The 18,451-nt window shown below is 43.9% G+C and carries 15 protein-coding genes and 1 pseudogene; 9 read left to right on the forward strand and 7 right to left on the reverse strand.

Annotated features, from left to right (window positions below):
- The first annotated feature begins 3 nt into the window (after positions 1-3).
- Entirely contained in the window at positions 4-3,573 is a 3,570-nt protein-coding gene (locus tag DFP81_RS03625; protein WP_115896404.1) for a conjugal transfer protein TraG N-terminal domain-containing protein, read from the forward strand.
- Positions 3,574-3,610: 37 nt separating this feature from the next.
- Here the strand turns inward: DFP81_RS03625 and eexS are convergent.
- The 7 genes and pseudogenes from eexS to DFP81_RS03660 all read right to left on the reverse strand — a co-directional run.
- Positions 3,611-4,036, reverse strand: a pseudogene (gene eexS / locus DFP81_RS03630) (entry exclusion protein EexS); the annotation flags it as partial.
- Positions 4,037-4,090: 54 nt separating this feature from the next.
- Positions 4,091-4,624, reverse strand: a complete 534-nt coding sequence (locus DFP81_RS03635) for a FlhC family transcriptional regulator (RefSeq protein ID WP_115896405.1) — start codon at positions 4,622-4,624, stop codon at positions 4,091-4,093.
- Positions 4,621-4,920 (reverse strand): flagellar transcriptional regulator FlhD, encoded by a 300-nt coding sequence (locus tag DFP81_RS03640; protein WP_115896406.1) that lies wholly within the window; start codon positions 4,918-4,920, stop codon positions 4,621-4,623. The genes DFP81_RS03635 and DFP81_RS03640 overlap by 4 nt, the downstream gene beginning before the upstream one ends.
- Positions 4,917-5,465: a lytic transglycosylase domain-containing protein gene (locus DFP81_RS03645; protein ID WP_115896407.1), complete on the reverse strand. Its 549-nt coding sequence runs from the start codon at positions 5,463-5,465 to the stop codon at positions 4,917-4,919. The genes DFP81_RS03640 and DFP81_RS03645 overlap by 4 nt, the downstream gene beginning before the upstream one ends.
- The gene (locus DFP81_RS03650) at positions 5,452-6,114 is read right to left on the reverse strand and encodes a DUF6475 domain-containing protein (protein WP_115896408.1); all 663 of its coding nucleotides are present in this window, start codon (positions 6,112-6,114) and stop codon (positions 5,452-5,454) included. Before DFP81_RS03650 ends, DFP81_RS03645 begins: the two co-directional genes overlap by 14 nt.
- Entirely contained in the window at positions 6,101-6,970 is an 870-nt protein-coding gene (locus DFP81_RS03655) for a hypothetical protein (RefSeq protein ID WP_115896409.1), read from the reverse strand. Before DFP81_RS03655 ends, DFP81_RS03650 begins: the two co-directional genes overlap by 14 nt.
- Positions 6,971-7,025: 55 nt before the next feature.
- Positions 7,026-7,268 (reverse strand): transcriptional regulator, encoded by a 243-nt coding sequence (locus DFP81_RS03660; protein ID WP_115896410.1) that lies wholly within the window; start codon positions 7,266-7,268, stop codon positions 7,026-7,028.
- Between the two features lie 121 nt (positions 7,269-7,389).
- Between DFP81_RS03660 and DFP81_RS03665 the strand changes: the two genes are divergently transcribed.
- The 8 genes from DFP81_RS03665 to DFP81_RS03705 all read left to right on the forward strand — a co-directional run bounded on the left by DFP81_RS03665 (position 7,390) and on the right by DFP81_RS03705 (position 18,248).
- Entirely contained in the window at positions 7,390-8,034 is a 645-nt protein-coding gene (locus DFP81_RS03665; RefSeq protein ID WP_115896411.1) for a LexA family protein, read from the forward strand.
- Positions 8,035-8,604: 570 nt separating this feature from the next.
- Positions 8,605-9,978, forward strand: coding sequence for an aminotransferase family protein (locus DFP81_RS03670; protein WP_115896412.1), 1,374 nt, complete (start codon positions 8,605-8,607; stop codon positions 9,976-9,978).
- A gap of 257 nt (positions 9,979-10,235) precedes the next feature.
- Positions 10,236-10,682: a translesion error-prone DNA polymerase V autoproteolytic subunit gene (gene umuD / locus DFP81_RS03675; RefSeq protein WP_115896413.1), complete on the forward strand. Its 447-nt coding sequence runs from the start codon at positions 10,236-10,238 to the stop codon at positions 10,680-10,682.
- Positions 10,669-11,952, forward strand: a complete 1,284-nt coding sequence (umuC, locus tag DFP81_RS03680) for a translesion error-prone DNA polymerase V subunit UmuC (RefSeq protein WP_115896414.1) — start codon at positions 10,669-10,671, stop codon at positions 11,950-11,952. The genes umuD and umuC overlap by 14 nt, the downstream gene beginning before the upstream one ends.
- Before the next feature lie 268 nt (positions 11,953-12,220).
- Positions 12,221-12,616 carry a nucleotide pyrophosphohydrolase gene (locus DFP81_RS03685; RefSeq protein WP_115896415.1) on the forward strand — a complete coding sequence of 132 codons (396 nt, stop codon included), beginning with the start codon at positions 12,221-12,223 and terminating at the stop codon, positions 12,614-12,616.
- The gene (locus DFP81_RS03690; RefSeq protein ID WP_115896416.1) at positions 12,613-15,021 is read left to right on the forward strand and encodes a DNA/RNA helicase domain-containing protein; all 2,409 of its coding nucleotides are present in this window, start codon (positions 12,613-12,615) and stop codon (positions 15,019-15,021) included. The genes DFP81_RS03685 and DFP81_RS03690 overlap by 4 nt, the downstream gene beginning before the upstream one ends.
- Before the next feature lie 1,079 nt (positions 15,022-16,100).
- Entirely contained in the window at positions 16,101-17,276 is a 1,176-nt protein-coding gene (locus DFP81_RS03700) for an aminotransferase class I/II-fold pyridoxal phosphate-dependent enzyme (protein ID WP_245959075.1), read from the forward strand.
- 6 nt (positions 17,277-17,282) lie between these two features.
- Complete coding sequence (locus DFP81_RS03705) at positions 17,283-18,248, forward strand: ornithine cyclodeaminase family protein (RefSeq protein ID WP_115896418.1); 966 nt, start codon at positions 17,283-17,285, stop codon at positions 18,246-18,248.
- Positions 18,249-18,451: the final 203 nt, after the last annotated feature.

Consider the following 18,451-nt stretch of genomic DNA (forward strand, 5'->3'; position numbering starts at 1 on the left):
ATAATGTGGGAGATCTATTCCATCGGGGATTCGGCATTTTTAGAGCAGGTCTTGAACGCTGTCGCGATGATCACTGGTACAGGCGACTTTACTTCAATGGTTCGCATTGGCTTGCTCATTGGGGTATTGATGGTCTCTGTTCAGGCCTTAATGCAAGGTGGTCGTGGGGTTAACTTTCAGCACGTTTTAGTCTCATGGCTAGTCTTTGCAACCATGTTTGGACCCAGTACCCGAGTGAGCATTGAGGATGCGTACACGGGGCAAGTTCGAGTGGTTGATAATGTGCCCATCGGTGTTGCTGCCGCAGGCAGTACAATTTCCACTGTGGGCTTTCAAATCACGCGATTGTTTGAAACGGCGTTCTCAACTCCCGCCATGACGGAATATGGCTTTGCATCCAGTTTACAGTCACTGATTAAAGTGAGAAAACAGGTGATGGATCGCTCTGGGTTGGGTGATGCAAATCGTGTCGGCGGCTCGGATATCGAGCAATCGTGGTTTAACTACATTAAAGAGTGCACTTTGATTGGCATCGACATTGGCCAAAAGAACCTCGATCAGGTGCTGAGTGATCCTAACCCGATGACTGCGATTAGGTTTGATTCGCGCATTTATGGCACTCGAATCATGCTCAGTGGTAGCAGTAGCGATCTGGACTGCACCGATGCCTATAGCCAACTGAAACTCATGACAGAATCAACCTTCATTCCAAGGCTTAAACAGGTTCTGTCAGCCTCATTGGGGACTTCGTCAGCAACGGACACTGATGACGTGATCCGAAATGCACTGAATAACCTTGGTTTGGCCTCGGTTAACACCCAAGAGTACATGACCGCGTCGGTGCTTTTACCTATTTATGAGCAAAGCGTGACGGGCAAGTATATGGATGATCAAGCTTTCACCGCAGCCGTTATGGTTAATCAGGCGATTGAGCAACGCAATACCCAATGGGCAGCGGAGCAGACCCTATTCCAAAGTATCGTTCGTCCGATGATGACTTTTTTTGAAGGTTTCACATACGCGATAACTCCTTTAATGGCCTTTGTGATAGCCCTTGGTCAAATCGGGATGCGAATGGCCGGGAAGTACTTGTTAATCCTCCTTTGGATTCAACTTTGGATGCCTGTCATGGCCATCATTAACCTGTATATTCATTTAACCGTTGCAGGGAAAATGTCGGCTCTTGATGCTTTTGCAGGTACAGAAGTGCCATCTTTTGCCGGGATGATGCAGATGGATTCAGTGCTGCAAACCTGGATAGCTACTGGTGGCATGTTGGCGTCGAGTGTACCGGCAATTTCGCTCATGCTCGTGTATGGCTCAGCAATAACTGCAACCCACTTGGCTGGACGCCTTCAAAACGGTGATGCCATTGATGAAAAGATGGCAAGTCCAGATGTCGCGAAAAATGCCCCGGTAATGCAATCACAGTCAATGTTCCAAAATTCAGCCCTCACTGGTTCTGCTATGACCGGCGCGTCAAACCTACTAAGCAGTTTCTCAGTCGGAAACGCAGTGGGTTCAATGGTCGGCTCTGCAAAAGAATCCATGACTCAGGCAACCCAAGCCTTTAGTCGTCAGGTTGGGAATACCATGAGTCGAACTTTTGGTGAAAAGCTAAGTTACGACAACCTGTCTTCAGTTGGACGTCAGGTCGGCTCTTCTAATTCCGCATCTAGCGCCGTTGTTAATCAGGTTACTGATGACCTTCAAACACGGTATGGTTTCGGAGACGATAAAAAAGACGCTGTACGTGGCTTGGTATCAGGCGTGTTATCGGGAGGCCTAAGGGTCGGTGGCGATGGTACTATTACTAATCCCGGTGAGAAAGAAGTTGCTGATAAGGGTTTTCTTGGAAGGCTTCTTGGTACGGGCGGCAATGATTCTCCACAGGGCAACTTGCCAGGAGTCGATAAGCCAGACTCATCTCGTGTACCAAAACTAAAAAGGGTACGAGCAGGGCTGGATTTAGGTGGTAACTTTAGTGGCCAAGTTGAGTCGTCAGAAGGCAGTTCTCGATCTACGACCGCAAATACGCTCACAGGAGAGATGCAAAGCTTGGCTTCGAGTGATTCACGACGTGCTGAGTATCGCGATGCGATGGTTAAGGACCTTTCAGATTCAAGACGTTCTGGCGTTGAGATGTCATTGTCTAACCAAGACTATCAGTCACTTCAGAGTTCAGCACAAGACGTTGTCACAGCATCAAATCGCTTTAGTGAGCTTGATCAGGCCAGCTACAGTCTATCAGGACAAAGGAATACGGATGGTGCGACGTTAACCCGATTAGCGGCGGAGAATCCTGAAGTCATGGATTATTTAGGTCGCTATATGAACCAGCATGTTGAAGCAGGTAACCGTTTACGTGAAAACCTTCCAATGTATCAGCGCTTGCTACCTGATGATAATCAGGCCTATGTGGCCGCAGCTATGGAGTCTTTAACCTATAGCAACTCCTCAACGCCCGCTGAACGGGACAATGATTATCAAGCAGCAATGACTGTTATGGCCATGGCTACTGGAGCCGATTTACGATCAGTTCAGCCACGCTCTAATGAAGGCTTGTCATCAACTGCACCTATTTTTGGTGGTATTCAAAGCCAAGTTGAATCAGGTGTAGTAGGCGGCTTCGAGGATGCAGCAACAGTTAAAACACAGTTCAACGCAGCTCAATCAGCTTACCAAGCCAATCTGTCTGGTGTAGATGGACAGCTAAATGCGCATCAGCAACAAGCCCAGCAAGCCGTAGCTTCTGACACAAGTACCTATCAATCTGGACTAAACAGTGAAGCTGGCTCTCAGTGGCGATCTCGGATTATGGCTGATGATAGCGGAGTCTCTGGTGCTGAAATGTTCTTCAACAGCGCCAGTGCTATTGGTGATTTCAGTGGCAAGCATACTGATGCAGCACTGCATACCTTGAATCATTTTGGCGAAGATTATGAGAGTTACAAAGAACAGGCGCTTGAAGATCCTGGCTCACGAGGTTTCCTGCACAATGCAACGGTGGCAAGCAAATCAACCTGGGATGGCTTAAAAGCCGCCGTTGATGCCGGAACCTCTTTGGAAAACCCATTGACGGCGTTTAATGATGCATACAGTGGATCGAGTTCGCAGTATGCCTCCGAAGTTAACTGGGGCACTAAGTCTGAAGCCATGTTGGCTGGGGCATTCGGTGCGGCAGTTAACAATCGATACGGTGAGTTCTTAGAACAGTACGCCGATGATTTTAAACAGGAAGCATACAGCGAAGGGCAGAGAATGGGATTGACCCCGATTCAAAGTCAAGTGTTCGCTCAAGCTTTCAATGATGGTTTGGCGGGGCGCGTATTCAACTCTGAAGACTCATCGAGTTGGTCGCCTGAAATGCTAGGTCTAAGGGAGCAAATGCTAAATGAGTATCGTCAAAAGGATGAGAGTGGCGCTTACATTCCTGACAGTGTGTCCGAAGAAGATAAAGCATTTGTGGATAAGCAGATAGCGGTGATCTCAAATGCATCGCTTGCGGGAGATTATGCTCAGAACAACTTGATCGATATTAGGGCCTATAACCAGGCATCAGGAAGGAACTGAAAATAGAAGGTAGCCAGCTTGTGGTTGGCTGGCTATTTTTTGGCTTTTTGGGATACCTTGGATAAAAGCCATCAAAAAACGAATGGAGCTTATACCAATACCATTTTTCTTCAATGCTCAAAGTTCTACCCGAATCTTTAACTTGGCTGCTCAAGAATCTAAGTCCAGTACAAATAGCTAAGAAAAAGAGTCCCAAACCAACAATTGTCCAACTCCCTTGCCAATATGCGATTGCTACAAGCATAGTGATTATGGCTATAAGTCCGATGGGGTTACAGGAGGCTTTGAACCCCAAGTAACTGAAAAAAACGATGGTGCAAATCAGAAATGGCAAAGCCGCTAACTTGGCAGATGCCGTTAATATTTCTGATGAAAAAAAATGAGCCGCAGACAGGGTCGCTAGAAAAAGCCCCAGTGATATAAACCAGCTGTATGCTGGTAAAGATTTAAGTAAGTTTGTCATTTTAGTACTCTCATAGTGCACGGGCGGTGCACAATCAAATCATGTATCAGCATGTTAGTTCTCAAAAAGTGTTCTAGTGTTTTTCTCGGCCATAATTTCGCATACTGGGCATTTAAGTTGAATACGCTGTTGTGAAACCGTCAAATATGGACTGCCGCATCTGCACCGATGTAAGGATGCAAGTTGTGATCTTAAATCACGAGCTAGAACCCAACCTTCATTTATGGTCAGTCTTTTCCAAGGATTTTCAGCTGGAAGCTCTGCTTCTTCTCTTACAACCAAATATGCATCGTAAGCCTTCATCAAAGCATCAATATTAAGTTGCTTGTAGACACTATTGCCACCGATATTGACATAAAGCGCCATCAGTAGGGAGCCTTCTACTAACGCTCTTCTGCTTTTTACAATTGCGTCAGATTCAGGCAATTGACCAGGACAAGGTGATTTACCTGTGATTTCTTTGTGAAGCCTTCTAATAGTGTGGATGGGCAACCCCGTATCTAACGCGATAATAGTTGTCCGAAATCCATATTTAATAAGCAGGGAGGCTCGGGTTAATAGCTCACTTTTAGATAGGTTATCAATCATGCATCCTCCTTGTTGTTCAAGGTTGATAATAGATAAGCGATTTTTGGGATACCTGTTCCTTTGCTTTTTACCATCTCAATAAGTTGACTCTGGTTGCCTCTTGGTTGAAATAGCATGAATGATGAGGTTGCCACTCTATGCAGGTCGTCAACACCAGCATTAATCAAAGCTTCAACCACGTCGCGTGTGAGCCCAAAGCGCAAAACCGCCTGTTGTGGGTCAATTCTTGCTAATTCCCGTGCGGCGTGCAGATACGCCAAGTTTAATTGATAGAAATCTTGTTGATTTGTTGTCATTGACGGACCTCCAATTCATGTAAAATATTGCGATAAATAGAAAGTACTCTTTGTCCATACCATCGCGCACGTTCTTCGTTCCAACTATGGTAGCGGCCGATACCAAGCTCTAAATCATTAGGTGAAGATTGAATAGCTTCAGCCAAAATTCTGGAGCCGATATCAAGGTTAGTTATTGGGTCTAGCAGCTCGTCAGGTGAGTTCACCCGATGCTCATGCCAGCGTAAATTGATTTGCATAAGTCCGATATCGAGTTGATATTTTTCACCTTCTTGCAATGCTTTATTTAAAACCTGCTCAGCTTCATTTCTCGATTTTGCGTAGGTTGCATTTGAGCCATTGCGAATTGCATATGGCCATGGGCTGGTCATATTAAGCCCCCGATGTGAGGCCGATTCAGCCAATGCAACAGCGTAGAGTATGACTGGATCAATACCAACATTTTGTGCTGCTTTTTCCCATTGGTAGCCTGGAAACGCATAGACCAAAGTGTTTGTGGACATAACTATCATTAGGACAATGATTTTAGTTTTAATCGTTTTCATTTTTGTCCTCTAATTTATTTCTAGGAAACATCTGAATTATTTTCGGATTTATTCTTTTTAAGGGTATTGCTCTGAAGTCAGCTATTCCTCTTGTGTAAACTTGTGCTGCTTTTGACGAATTACCTACAGCAACCGGTGCTTGCATATCAAATCCTTTTTGTTGGTTCTGATGGTCTGCAATACCTTGTAATAGCTTCGGGTATTCCCCAATTTCTTCACGCAGCAAATATGTTTGGTACCGTTTTAAAAACTCTTTTTGTTGGAAGGGGGACTCTCTATCATCAACTTTACAAAGTTCAACCCAGCCACCCATGTCTGAAATCACACGATGGATTAATGGATCATCAAACATTACCGACGTCCAAGCGCCAACTTGACGCACAGCTTTCTCAACTTTGGTCCATGCAACCATGGCTCTTGATCCCGAGTTGCCGTCGATATGCTTGATGACGTCAGCTGGTTTTGGAAAAAACTGTCCAGTATCCGGTGATTGAATATGTCGAGTTAGACCGATTCGTACTTCTTCAATGCTGTAAGCACGAAGAGCTTCAAATGCGATGGATAGCAATTGCGGTGATACACTTTTGCCATACATAGACCAAGCTGCACCCCAAACCTCAGCAAATTCCTGCTTATCAACCTGCTGCATTCGAATCTGCCTCCCGAATACTTAGTCCAGCCCAGCTTTCAGCAATGCGACGATTGCTTTCCTCAATATTAAATTGGTGATTACTTCTTATTAAGTTAGTCGGTGTTTGCTGCGCTTCATCAATTCGAACGTACTCGTCTTCCCATTGCCGGTTGAAAAGCCAATTATGTGGTAGGGGAGTCTTAGTCCGATCTTGATACTGCAATCGGTTGTCGCGCTGCTCTTTCCAGCGAGTTAGTACTTCCAAAGCAAGTTCATGGTCTTCATTGAGGGCCATGCGTAGCCATTCTTCTTTGGCTTTCGCTTTTTTTTCTTTGCGTATTTGTACATCCCAGAAGTCTTCAAATTGTATGTAGTTAACAGTTTTAACTGTTGAGTTATCACTTCTCTCAGAGTCATCCGACCGTTGAGAGTCTCTTACCGGGTTGCCATCAGATATAAACAATGATGAAAATTCTTCTGGAAGCCGAGCTTGAAAAGCGGCAAGAGATTTCAAAAGCGATGCCATACCAACGAAGTCGGCAGGTACATCTTTAAGCAATCGAAAGGCTGCCTTGCCTTGGTTTGGATTTTCGATTGGGTTGTGTTTCAGAAAGCTTCGAATCAACGTCCATCCTGAACTCTCACAACGAATAAGAAAGCGATCTTTTTCTAATTCATTTAATGCAGCTAAAACTTGCTGGTTATCCCAATTTAAATCAGATGCAACATAACCAGAAGGGAGTCGAAAGCAACCAAGCAAATTACAATGAGGGCAGGTGAGTAGGTATAATCCCAGCAATTTCGCAGGGTCACTCCAGGACGTAATATTTTGCTTTAGCCAAAAACGGGTATAAACTTTGCCATAATCACGCATAAGAAAGCTCAAACTTTTATAGACGTTAAACGCTGTTCATTACTTGATCTTTTTACTAGCTATTGATGTCTAGCTTGCTGGTGTGTTCTGGGTATATATCGGGTCTCAACTGAGAACGGGTTACTTGTCCCTTCGTTTCTTGTTCAATAGATAAAACGAACTCAGCAGGAACTCGCCCAGATTTATTCAACCAAAACCAGACATTTTGCTGCTTTGTGTTGATAGAGCGAGCCAATGCAGATTGACCACCTAATATGTTAATGGCCCTTAATAAATGTTTTTGTGTCGCTTCTAACATTTCAGTATGCCTTATGTTACAATTAAACTTGTAATAAATAGAAATGTTACAGTTTTGACTGTATGTCAGTCAATAGTAAATTTTTTAAAAAACTACAGTTGTTTTTGTAGTATGTGGACTTATGAATAATCTATCTGAAAGACTAAATCATGCTTTAAAAATAGCCGGTATTACTCAATCTGAACTTGCTAGGCGTATAGGGATTAAACAGCAATCTATAAACCAGATTTGCTCTGGTAAGTCAGCTAGGTCTCGCTATACCACACAAATTGCTGATGCAATTAATGTTAACTCTCATTGGCTAGCTACAGGTGAGGGTGCTATTGGCATGGGTTTGAATAATTTAGAAAGTGGGCCTGCAATTCAAGGAAAAATTCCTCTTATAAATTGGGTGCAGGCTGGATGCTGGGCTCAAATACGTAAGAGGTTTACTTCTGATGACGCAGAAGAATGGAGAGAATATACTGGGAAAGTAAATGAGGGTTGCTTCGCTCTTAGAGTTAAAGGAGACAGCATGGAAAATCCAAATGGGAAAAAGTCAATTCCAGAAGGGGCCCTTGTAATCGTCGATCCTGACATGGAATATCATTCCGGCTCATTTGTTGTTGCTCGATTAGAGAATGCAACTGAAGCAACCTTGAAGCAATTTGTAAGTGATGGAAATCATCAATTTCTAAAACCATTAAACCCACAGTATCCAGCGATTCCAATAAATGATAATTGCACTATTGTCGGCGTTGTTAAACAGGCAATAATTGAGTTTTAATAATGTTTTTAGGCATAAATACAATTAATTGATAAGCTTTTGAAAAATAAGGCGTTTTTCTGTTTTTTGGAAAAGTGTAGGATTCGGTGTAGGACAGCAATAACCGACTTGATGTTTCTTTAAGAAAATCAATTGGTTACAATCTCAATCCGGAGCTCTTGCTCACCGCCATTATCCCTCTAGAATCATGGGTTACAGAGTGATTTTAGAATGATGTGCTGACAAAGGCACATCAATAGAAACCGAATAGATTAGCGTCTATTCGGTTTTTTTGGTTTCTCTCTTCCTCAAAAACACCCTTGATTAGTGTTTTGATTCTTTTGTTCTTATTACGATCATGTGAGCTTCCCAGGTTTTGCTAGGTGTCTTTTCATCCAGCTGGGTTATCAGCTTCATTCAATTCTCCCGCTTGGCCTAACCCTAGCCCATTTCTTATAAAAAAGCGGGTGTTGCGTTAAACACATGGCTTCTCGACTGCTGAAGGCGCTGCTGCCCCCATAAAAACCTTGTGCTGGTACTACTGAATGGTGTGCGCTCCCCTTATGTTTAACAAAACATGAGGAGAGCCAAATGAGTAATTTGACAACTGAGCAGACAATCAACCTTTCTAAAACCAAAGTTTGGCATCAGCTGACACAGCATGCCGCTTTTGATGCACAAGATCCGCTGATTATGGAACGCGGAGAAGGGCTGTACATATGGGATATAAAAGGCAACCAATATCTCGATGCGTCGTCAGGCGGCGTTTGGTGTGTGAATGTGGGCTATGGGCGTGCCAGCATGGCAAAAGTAGTCCATGATCAACTGTTAAAACTTAACTTTTTTGCCAGTACAGCAGGCACCCCAATTGCCGCTGAGTATGCGGATAAATTGCTGGAAAAAATGCCAGGCATGGGCCGAGTTTATTACTCTAGTTCAGGCTCTGAAGCGAATGAAAAAGCCTATAAAATGGTTCGTCAAATCGCCAACCAAAAATACGGCGGAAAAAAAAGTAAAATCCTATACCGTGAACGTGATTATCATGGCACCACATTTGGTTGCTTAAGCTCAACTGGGCAAGAGCAGAGAAGGGCGCATTATGGGCCTTTTGTACCGGGTTTTGTTGAGTTTCCTCACTGTTGTGAGTATCGAAGCCAGTTTGATAGTACGGAAAACTATGGCTTGAAAGCAGCGCAAGCCTTTGAAGAGGTAGTGCTTCGAGAAGGGCCAGACACTGTCGGTGCCCTTGTCATTGAGCCCATTACAGCTGGAGGTGGTGTTATTACACCACCAGAAGGTTACCTAAAAGAGTTGGAAAGACTATGCCGTAAATACAATATCCTCATTATTGTTGATGAAGTAGTGTGTGGCTTAGGGCGGACCGGGGCTTGGTTTGGTTACCAACACTATGGAATCAAACCCGACATTGTGACCATGGCAAAAGGTGTGGCTTCAAGTTATGCCGCCATTTCTTGTACGGTCACCACGGAAGACGTGTTTAATTTGTTTAAAGAAAACCCAGAAGACAAAGAAAGTTACTATCGAGATGTGAGTACCTACGCAGGCTGTACCTCTGGCCCCGCCGCCGCACTCGAAAACATGCGCATTATCGAAGAGGAAAACCTAGTTGAAAATGCCGCCCATATGGGAGAGTACTTATTAGCACAGCTTGCGCTATTAAAAGACCAGTTCCCGATTATCGGTGATGTGCGCGGTAAAGGCTTACTTCTAGGGCTTGAGTTGGTTAAAGACAGGGTCACGAAAGAGCCAGTCGACGAATCTGTTACTGCTGCTGTGGTCGGGCTGTGTATGAAGCAGGGGCTGATAGTGGGCAAAACCAATCGCTCGTTTAAGGATTTTAATAATACGCTTTGCCTAAGCCCTGCTCTGACTATTAATCAGGAGCAAGCAGACACCATTGTCACAAAACTGGCCCAAGCGCTTTCTGCATTGCCAGCGGTCTAACTCTTCTCTTCCTCTTATGTTTTTAAGCCCGCAATATTTTATTGCGGGCTTTTTTGATTGTGAGATGAAGGAGGGCTTTCTATAGAGCAACCTTTAACTGAGCGAAGTCATTGAAAAACTCCGCTTATCTGCTGCTTTATCTACCAAGAAAAAGAGAGGGAAGTGCTATTCAAAACCTATTTTTGCATAAAGTGCTTGGTTATTCGTGAGGCATTAAAATATACTGTACAAATATACAGTATATTTGAGGTGTTCTGATGCGTGTAACTTATCTTGGTGTGTCTGAGTCGGCGGCGTTTAGTGCGCAAAACTGTGTGCGTATCCCTTTGTATTTGGATTCCGTGTCTGCGGGTTTTCCTTCCCCTGCTCAAGACTTTGTCGAAAAATCGTTGGATCTTAATGAGTTTTGTGTCTCCCACCCAGCGGCGACTTTCTACGTGCGGGTGCAAGGGGATTCAATGGCTGAGGTAGGCATTTTCTCGGGTGATGTACTGGTCGTTGATCGTTCTCTCACGGCGCGCCATGAAGACATTGTGATTGCCTGCATTCATGGGGAAATGACAGTCAAGACCTTAGAGCTTAAACCCAATGTGTTACTGCGTCCGAAAAACAAAGCCTACAAGGCGATCCCGATTACCGAAGAGTCCGAACTGGAAATCTTTGGTGTGGTCACCGGTGTGGTTCGTAACTATGAGCGAAGCTAATCAAACGGTGTTTGCTTTGGTGGATTGCAACAACTTCTATGCGAGCTGTGAGAAACTGTTTCGCCCCGATTTAAAGCATACACCGGTGGCGGTGCTGTCGAACAATGATGGCTGCATTGTGGCACGCTCCAAAGAGGTAAAAGCGCTGGGCATTAAAATGGGGGTACCCATGTTTCAAGTGCAGGACGAGATAAAAAGACATGGCATAGTGTGTTTCTCATCAAATTACGCCCTGTATGCGGATTTGTCGAACCGAGTGATGACGATACTAGAAGAAGAGGCGCCACAGGTAGAAGTCTATTCCATCGATGAAGCCTTTATGGATTTAACCGGCCTAGGTCTCGTAACCGATCTATGGTCTTTTGCGACAAAGGTAAAAGCGAAAGTAGATCGGTGGACTGGCATTAGCGTTGGTGTCGGTATTGCACCGACGAAAACACTGGCAAAGTTGGCGAACCACGCAGCGAAAAAATACCCCGCGACCGGCTCCGTGGTGGACTTGATGAACCCAGAGCGACAAAAGCGCCTATTGGCTTTGGTGGACGTCGCTGATGTGTGGGGCGTGGGTCGTCGTACCACGGCGAAACTGAAAGCTAGGGGGATACAAACGGCGTTAGATCTTGCGAATGCAGATGCAAAATCAATCCGCAATGAATTTTCTGTGGTGTTAGAGCGTACCATTCGAGAGTTAAACGGTGTGTCTTGCCTAGAGCTAGAAGGCCTGCAACCAACAAAACAACAAATTATCTGTAGCCGCTCATTTGGCTACAAGGTGACCGACAAGCAAGAATTAAGAGAAGCGGTCGCCAAGTACACAACCCGCGCGGCAGAGAAGTTGCGAGGGGAGAGGCGTCTTTGTGGCGTCGTGAGTGTCTTTATTCGTACCAGTCCACACATTAAAAACGAACCTTTTTACGGAAAAACCTTATCCGTCGAGCTGCCAAACCCAACGGATGACACAAGGGATTTATTAGACGTCAGCAACGAGATCTTTCAGCGTATTTGGCGTGCTGGTTTTCGCTACATGAAAGCCGGCGTTATGCTGGCTGATTTCTACGAACACGGTGTATCGCAACCCGACTTATTTCGAACCGACCGCACCAAACACAACTCAAAAGCCCTCATGACGGTTGTCGACACCATCAAGCACAGCGGCCTCGGCAACGTTTTCTTCGCCTCGCAAGGGGGATCGCCACAATGGTCCATGAAACGAGAACACCTATCGCCATCCTACACAACCAAATGGGCAGAGCTGCCAAAGGTTTGGTAGGAATTACTTGCTGTAAAAAACACCTCATTATTTTCTGTCTTATCCGAACATTAAGTAAGCAATCTCTGGAAGAATTAACTTTTGCTGCTGGGTAGTGAAATAGCTCTTTCTGGATTCTAGTTCCCAAGAGTGAGTTTAGAAATAAAAGGGAGTTTGATAAATTTATTCCTTTAAGACAGTTACTTACATTCATTGAAATATAGCTGTGAGACGAGTATAAAAAGTATTAATTTTAAATAAGCTCACAGTTCGTTCAAGGATAGAGTGTATGGATAAGCTAGAAGATCTTAAAGAACGCCTACAAGGCTTTGCAGATGCACGTGACTGGGATCAATTTCATTCTCCTAAAAATTTATCTATGGCGTTGAGTGTTGAAGTATCCGAGTTAGTAGAGTGCTTTCAATGGCTAACCGAAGAACAATCAAAGTGTCTTACCCCGCAACAACGCCAAGCTGTCATTGATGAAATGGCTGATGTACAAGTGTATCTATTGCGCTTAGCCACCAAATTAGATGTAAACTTACTAGAAGCTGTAGAGCAAAAAATGCAGATTAACGCCGCTAAGTATCCTGCTGACTTAGTGCGGGGTAGTGCGAAGAAATACACAGATTATAAGCAGAATGCTGACCAAAAATGCGATCAAGTTTCGGATAAAAAAGCATGATCGTCTACTCTGCTACCAAACAGCAATTTGTTGAGGATGTGCGCGCCAATGCCATTGCCGAGATCATAGAAAGCGAAGTTGCGAGAAAGCTAAACCGCAACTCCGCACGCAACGAATTTATCTCGTGGCACAACTCCTTGCAATATATGTTCAATGTATTGCACGACCCTGAAATTCCAGCATCTGCTGGTGTATCTATAGAATACAATATTCCTCTAACCAATCGCCGAGTTGACTTTATTCTCACGGGCAAAGACGCAAATCGTCAAGACACAGCGGTAATCATCGAATTAAAGCAGTGGCAAGAAGCCTTAATCACCAACAAAGATGGCATCGTAAAAACTCGCTTCCAACACGGTGAAAAAGAAACAAATCACCCATCGTATCAAGCGTGGTCTTATGCCGCACTGATACAAGACTACAATCAAACGGTGCGTGATGAAGCCATCACATTGCAACCTTGTGCCTACCTGCATAACATGAAATCAGCCCATGTTATATGTAATGATTTCTATGGTGAACACCTTAAAAAAGCCCCTGTATTTATTTCACCTGATGCCCTTAAGCTCGCAGAGTTTTTAAAGCATTCCGTGAAATATGGTGATAGCGATAACATTATGTATCGCATCGAACATGGCAAAATAAAACCAAGTAAAAACCTAGCTGATGCCTTGGTCTCCATGCTCGATGGCAATCCAGAATTCATCATGATAGATGAACAAAAGTTAGTTTATGAAACTGCTCTTGATCTTGCTCATAAAGCGCAACGAGGTATCAAACAAACTCTCATCGTAAAAGGGGGTCCTGGCACGGGAAAATCCGTCGTTGCAATAAACCTACTTTCAGAACTTACCAAGCGTGAATTATTAACCCAATACGTTTCTAAAAATGCGGCCCCTCGTGAAGTGTTTAAAAAAATGCTCACCGGCAGTCGTAAGAAAACCCACATAGACAACATGTTCAAAGGTTCAGGTAGCTACATAGATATGCCTGAAAATACCTTTGACGCCTTATTGGTGGATGAAGCTCATCGTCTAAACGAAAAATCAGGGCTGTATGGCAACTTAGGCGAAAACCAAATAAAAGAATTAATCAGAGCCAGTCACTTCAGCATATTTTTTATCGACGAAGCACAACGTGTCACCTTAAAAGACATAGGTAGTGTAGAAGCCATAAATCAATGGGCCTATGCTCTAAAATCAACCGTCACTGAGTTAGATTTATCATCACAGTTTCGTTGCAATGGAAGTGATGGCTACCTAGCGTGGATTGATAACAGCCTACAAATTCGAGAAACAGCCAACACCACACTAGAAGACATAGACTACGATGTAAAAGTTTTCGACGACCCAAATGAACTACGCAAAGCGATATTCGAAAAAAACCGTATAAATAACAAATCCCGCATGGTGGCTGGGTATTGTTGGGAGTGGGTCAGTAAAAAAGATAAAACCGCCATGGATATCATCATTCCAGAGCATAACTTTGCAGTGCAATGGAATTTAACTGATGATGGTAGCTTGTGGTTAATCGCAGAAAAATCAGTAGAACAAATTGGCTGTATACACACCTGCCAAGGTTTAGAGCTAGATTATATAGGTGTAATCATAGGCAACGACTTTGTCATCCGTGACGGTGAAGTAGTAATACAGCCGTTAGAGCACCCAGGCAGAGACAAAGCATTAAGCGGAATTCGTGGCTGGTTAAAAAAAGAACCCAAGGCGGCACTAGGCGCAGCGGCTGAGGTGATTAAAAACACCTATCGTACGTTAATGACACGGGGTCAAAAAGGTTGCTTCATATACTGTATCGATCAAGAAACCCGAGAGTATTTCCAAAAAATAACTCACAGACAGTTAGCTCAAGAAGAATCTGACGAATTAGATTCTAGCCGCGTCTATAAAGGCCTAGACTTGCCTGTCGTCAGCTTCGAACAAGCAACCCCCTACCAAGGCTATGTACCCATATTCGATTTAGAAGTTGCTGCAGGTGGCTTTAGTAATCAGCAAAATTTAGAAAATACAGGCAATCTAGAAGACAATGAATGGGTTCAGTTACCAGAACACATCAATACCGCAGAAGGTATGTTTGTTACTCGTGTAGTTGGTGAGTCGATGAATAAACGAATTATAAATGGATCTTGGTGTTTGTTTAAAGCCAACCCTGGCGGTAGTCGTAATGGAAAGATCGTATTGGTACAACACCGAAATATTGAAGACCCAGATCATGGTGGCACTTACACAATTAAAACCTACCAGAGTGAGAAAATAGAAGAGAATGGTGTGCTGATGAATCAGCGTATTGTGCTTAAACCGGAAAGCAATGCTTATGGTTATTCGCCGATTATTATTGAAGATGATGGTGAGGAGTTGGCTGTTATCGGTGAGTTTTTATTGGTTTTATAATATCTGTTTTTGTATGTGAATCAATGAGCATTGTGCAGTGAACTCCTACAGACTTTACTTGATAACTATTAACGGTTATAGATTACTTAATTACATCAGAAAGAGGGTGGCTTGTGTCAGTGCAAAAACGTGAAATCGACGCCTTTTTCTGACTTTTTTCGATATGCGAAATCTGCAGAAAAACGCCAGTTTTTTGACCGGATCGCCAGAGAAGCGATCAAAGAGCAGCAACAAATGCTCGAAAAAGCGAAAAAATGTCATAATAGACAGACGAACATAACCTCTATAAGAGCCGCTTGATTGCGGCTTTTTTGTTTTTCAGCGCCTCCAAGCAATCTAATATTCCCCCACCATTGTTGTCTGCTTATGGCTTGTTCATTGGGTCGCGACTCAAGAGTTAGACGGTGAAGCAATTACCAACGAAGAAGTAGTAGACCAGCTTCATAGCTGGAACCCTAGAAAAGCAGAAATGAACCCCGCTCATATCATTGCAGCATTCGACAGGCTAAAACAACAGAATTGGTTGGGGCTAAAAGCTCCTGTAGTCTAATACTGAAATTTTACTATTAGGCCATATTTATAGAATTGCCAGACACCAAATTTCCATTAACAACCTTCTTTTCTGCAATAAATCACCACGCTAATAAGTTGCTATCGCGATCATAACATTGGTAATAGTCTCATTAAGGGCCAGATGACTTTAATGCCTATCAAAGGATGATCATTCGGCGCGTTTCATTGACCTTATCAGCTGGTGCTTTAGGGCTCACACCAATACGTCAAATAGCCTGTTATGTAACGCTAAGAATTAAGTTTGTTTTTGTTCGCTGCAATCATGCCTGTTTTTTCTGTTGGCCATGAGGTAAGCCAGTTCGAGTTGAATGGCGTTACCAGAGATGGTGATGATTATTTCTAATCAGCTGGCTAAGATCACTAGGCTGCTGGAGTCAGGTTATTCATTAATTAATCTTATGTGACATAAGTAGTGTTAATTATACTAATGTTAGATATTCCCATATCTTGTTTTCAGGCCCCCAGCTTACGCTGATTGATTGACAAGACTTAGCAAGGATCACCAGATGATAACAACCTCAAAGCCCATGAGAAACTTTGAATTGGAAGTGTACTTTTCTAAATGGGAATTCTCTGCAAAGCACCATATGACGGCTTCAGACCTAGAAAGTATGACGCTAAATACACTGTTAGCGATGGCAACTGAAGAAGATCGTGATGCTTTTGATAACCTATGGCTAGGCTACACTCAAACATGGGGTGCAGATGAGCTGAGAGCCGAGATAGCGAAAACCTATAATAACATTGAGCCAACCGATGTGCTTTGTTTGGCAGGCGCTGGGGAGGGAATTTATGCGGTCTCTAAGTGTATTTTAAGCCCAGGCGACCACGCTATTGTCCCGACGCCTAATTACCAAAGTGCCGAGACGGTACCATTAAGTGTGTGTGATGTTGCTGGCGTTCCAATGGTGGAAGATGCGAGCAAGCCGGGCGGTTGGTATCTCGATATTGAGGCGATTAAAGCCGCGATTAGACCCAATACCAAGCTGGTTTCACTGAACTTCCCTCATAATCCAACGGGGCATTTAATTACCGATCAAGAGATGATGGATCTGGTAGCAGTATGCCGCGAAAAAGGCATTTATATTTTGTCCGATGAGGTATACCGAGGTGTCGAGCTGAACCTTGAAGATCAATCCCCACAAATAGCCGATGTGTATGAAAAAGGCATTTCACTGAATGTTATGTCTAAGGCATATGGCCTACCTGGACTAAGAATTGGTTGGATCGCGACAAAAGATGCAGAGATATTACATAAAGTTGAGCGCTATAAGCACTTTTTGTCCATTAGTAATTCTGGACCTTCAGAAATCTTATCAATCATTGCGCTCAAAAATCGCGAAGCCATTCTACAAAGAAACCGTAACCTGATGACGGAAAACGTGGTGATGCTTGAAGCTTTGTTTGATGATTTCCCAGGGATAATTCAATGGCAACGACCGCTAGGTGGTTGTGTGGCTTTTCCTAAGTACACAGGGCCTGGTGATGTTGAGTCATTTTGCCGATCGCTGCTCGATGAAAATGGGGTTCTGCTGTTACCTTCTTCTATCTATGGTTCTGATCTCACCGATGTGCCGTTAGATCGTTTTCGCATTGGCTTTGGTCGCGATGTCATTTTCAAGCAAGGTCTAGCGGCTATGCGTGAGTATTTTGAAACCCACTTTGCTGAATTTTCAAGGTAGTAATAAATGCAGATTATTACACGAGAAGAGATAGTTCCATTAGTCTCAATACCAATGGCAATTAGCGTGGTTAAAGACGCATTTATGGCTTTTTCTGAGGGCTTAATTGATCAACCAGAGCCAATGCAGATGCTGTTTAAGGAAGACGATGGTCAGCTCTTTGGCGACTGCCATGTGAAAGCTGCGCAACAGAAGGACCACCCTTATTTTGTTATTAAGGTAGCGGCTGGTTTTTACCGAAACACAGCAATAGGTTTGCCTGCAAACAATGGCTTGTTATTGGTTATGTCGAGTGAAACAGGGCACCCCGTTGCTCTATTAAAAGACGAAGGTTGGTTAACTCAAATACGTACTGCAGCCGCAGGAGCGCTGGCAGCGGCTCTGAAACCTGTCGCGCCTGATGCTTGTTTGGGCATCATTGGTACGGGGAGTCAGGCATATTGGCAAGCGGCACTGATAACCCAACATCTTGGGCTGACTAAGGTTGCGGTGTTTGGCCGTGACCACTCAGCAAGTGTGGCATTATGTGACACTTTACATCAGGAGTTTGGCTTAACTGCGACGCCCATGTCATCCGCTTATGAGGTTTGCCAAGCGAGTAACATTTTAGTAACAGTAACCCCTTCGTCCGAGCCTTTGATAAAACCAGAAGATCTACCCGATGAGATACATATCGTGGCGGTCGGAGCAGACAGCCCTGGTAAGAATGAAATAGCCTCAGAAATCTTCAAAAATGCCGATATTATGGTCACAGACAATCACGAACAGTGCCTTGCCCATGGTGATTTTGGCGTGGCGGTTCGTGCTGGTATGGTGGCAAAAGACGCAGACATTAGCTTGCCTGACGTATTAGCAGGCAAACATTCAGAGATGGATTTTAGCACTGCGAAATGGACGCTTGTCGATTTGACCGGCATGGGGGCTCAGGACTTAGCCATCGCCAGTTTAGTGGTCGATAACCTTACTTTGTAACCTCGATTATCAAGATTAACGGGGCGGCGCTTTAGCGGATTAACGCAAAAGCGCTCTTTCCTTTAAGCCTTACGTTTCGCAAGTATTAAGATGATGGCTGCGGGGAGCTTGCGGCTTTTTTGTTTTTCAGCGCTACCAAACAATCCAATCTTTTCCTATCCACGTTGCCTTCATTTCGCTCGTCCAAACGTGTTTTTGAGATG

The sequence above is a fragment of the Marinomonas pollencensis genome (genome assembly GCF_003387375.1).
GTDB lineage: Bacteria > Pseudomonadota > Gammaproteobacteria > Pseudomonadales > Marinomonadaceae > Marinomonas > Marinomonas pollencensis.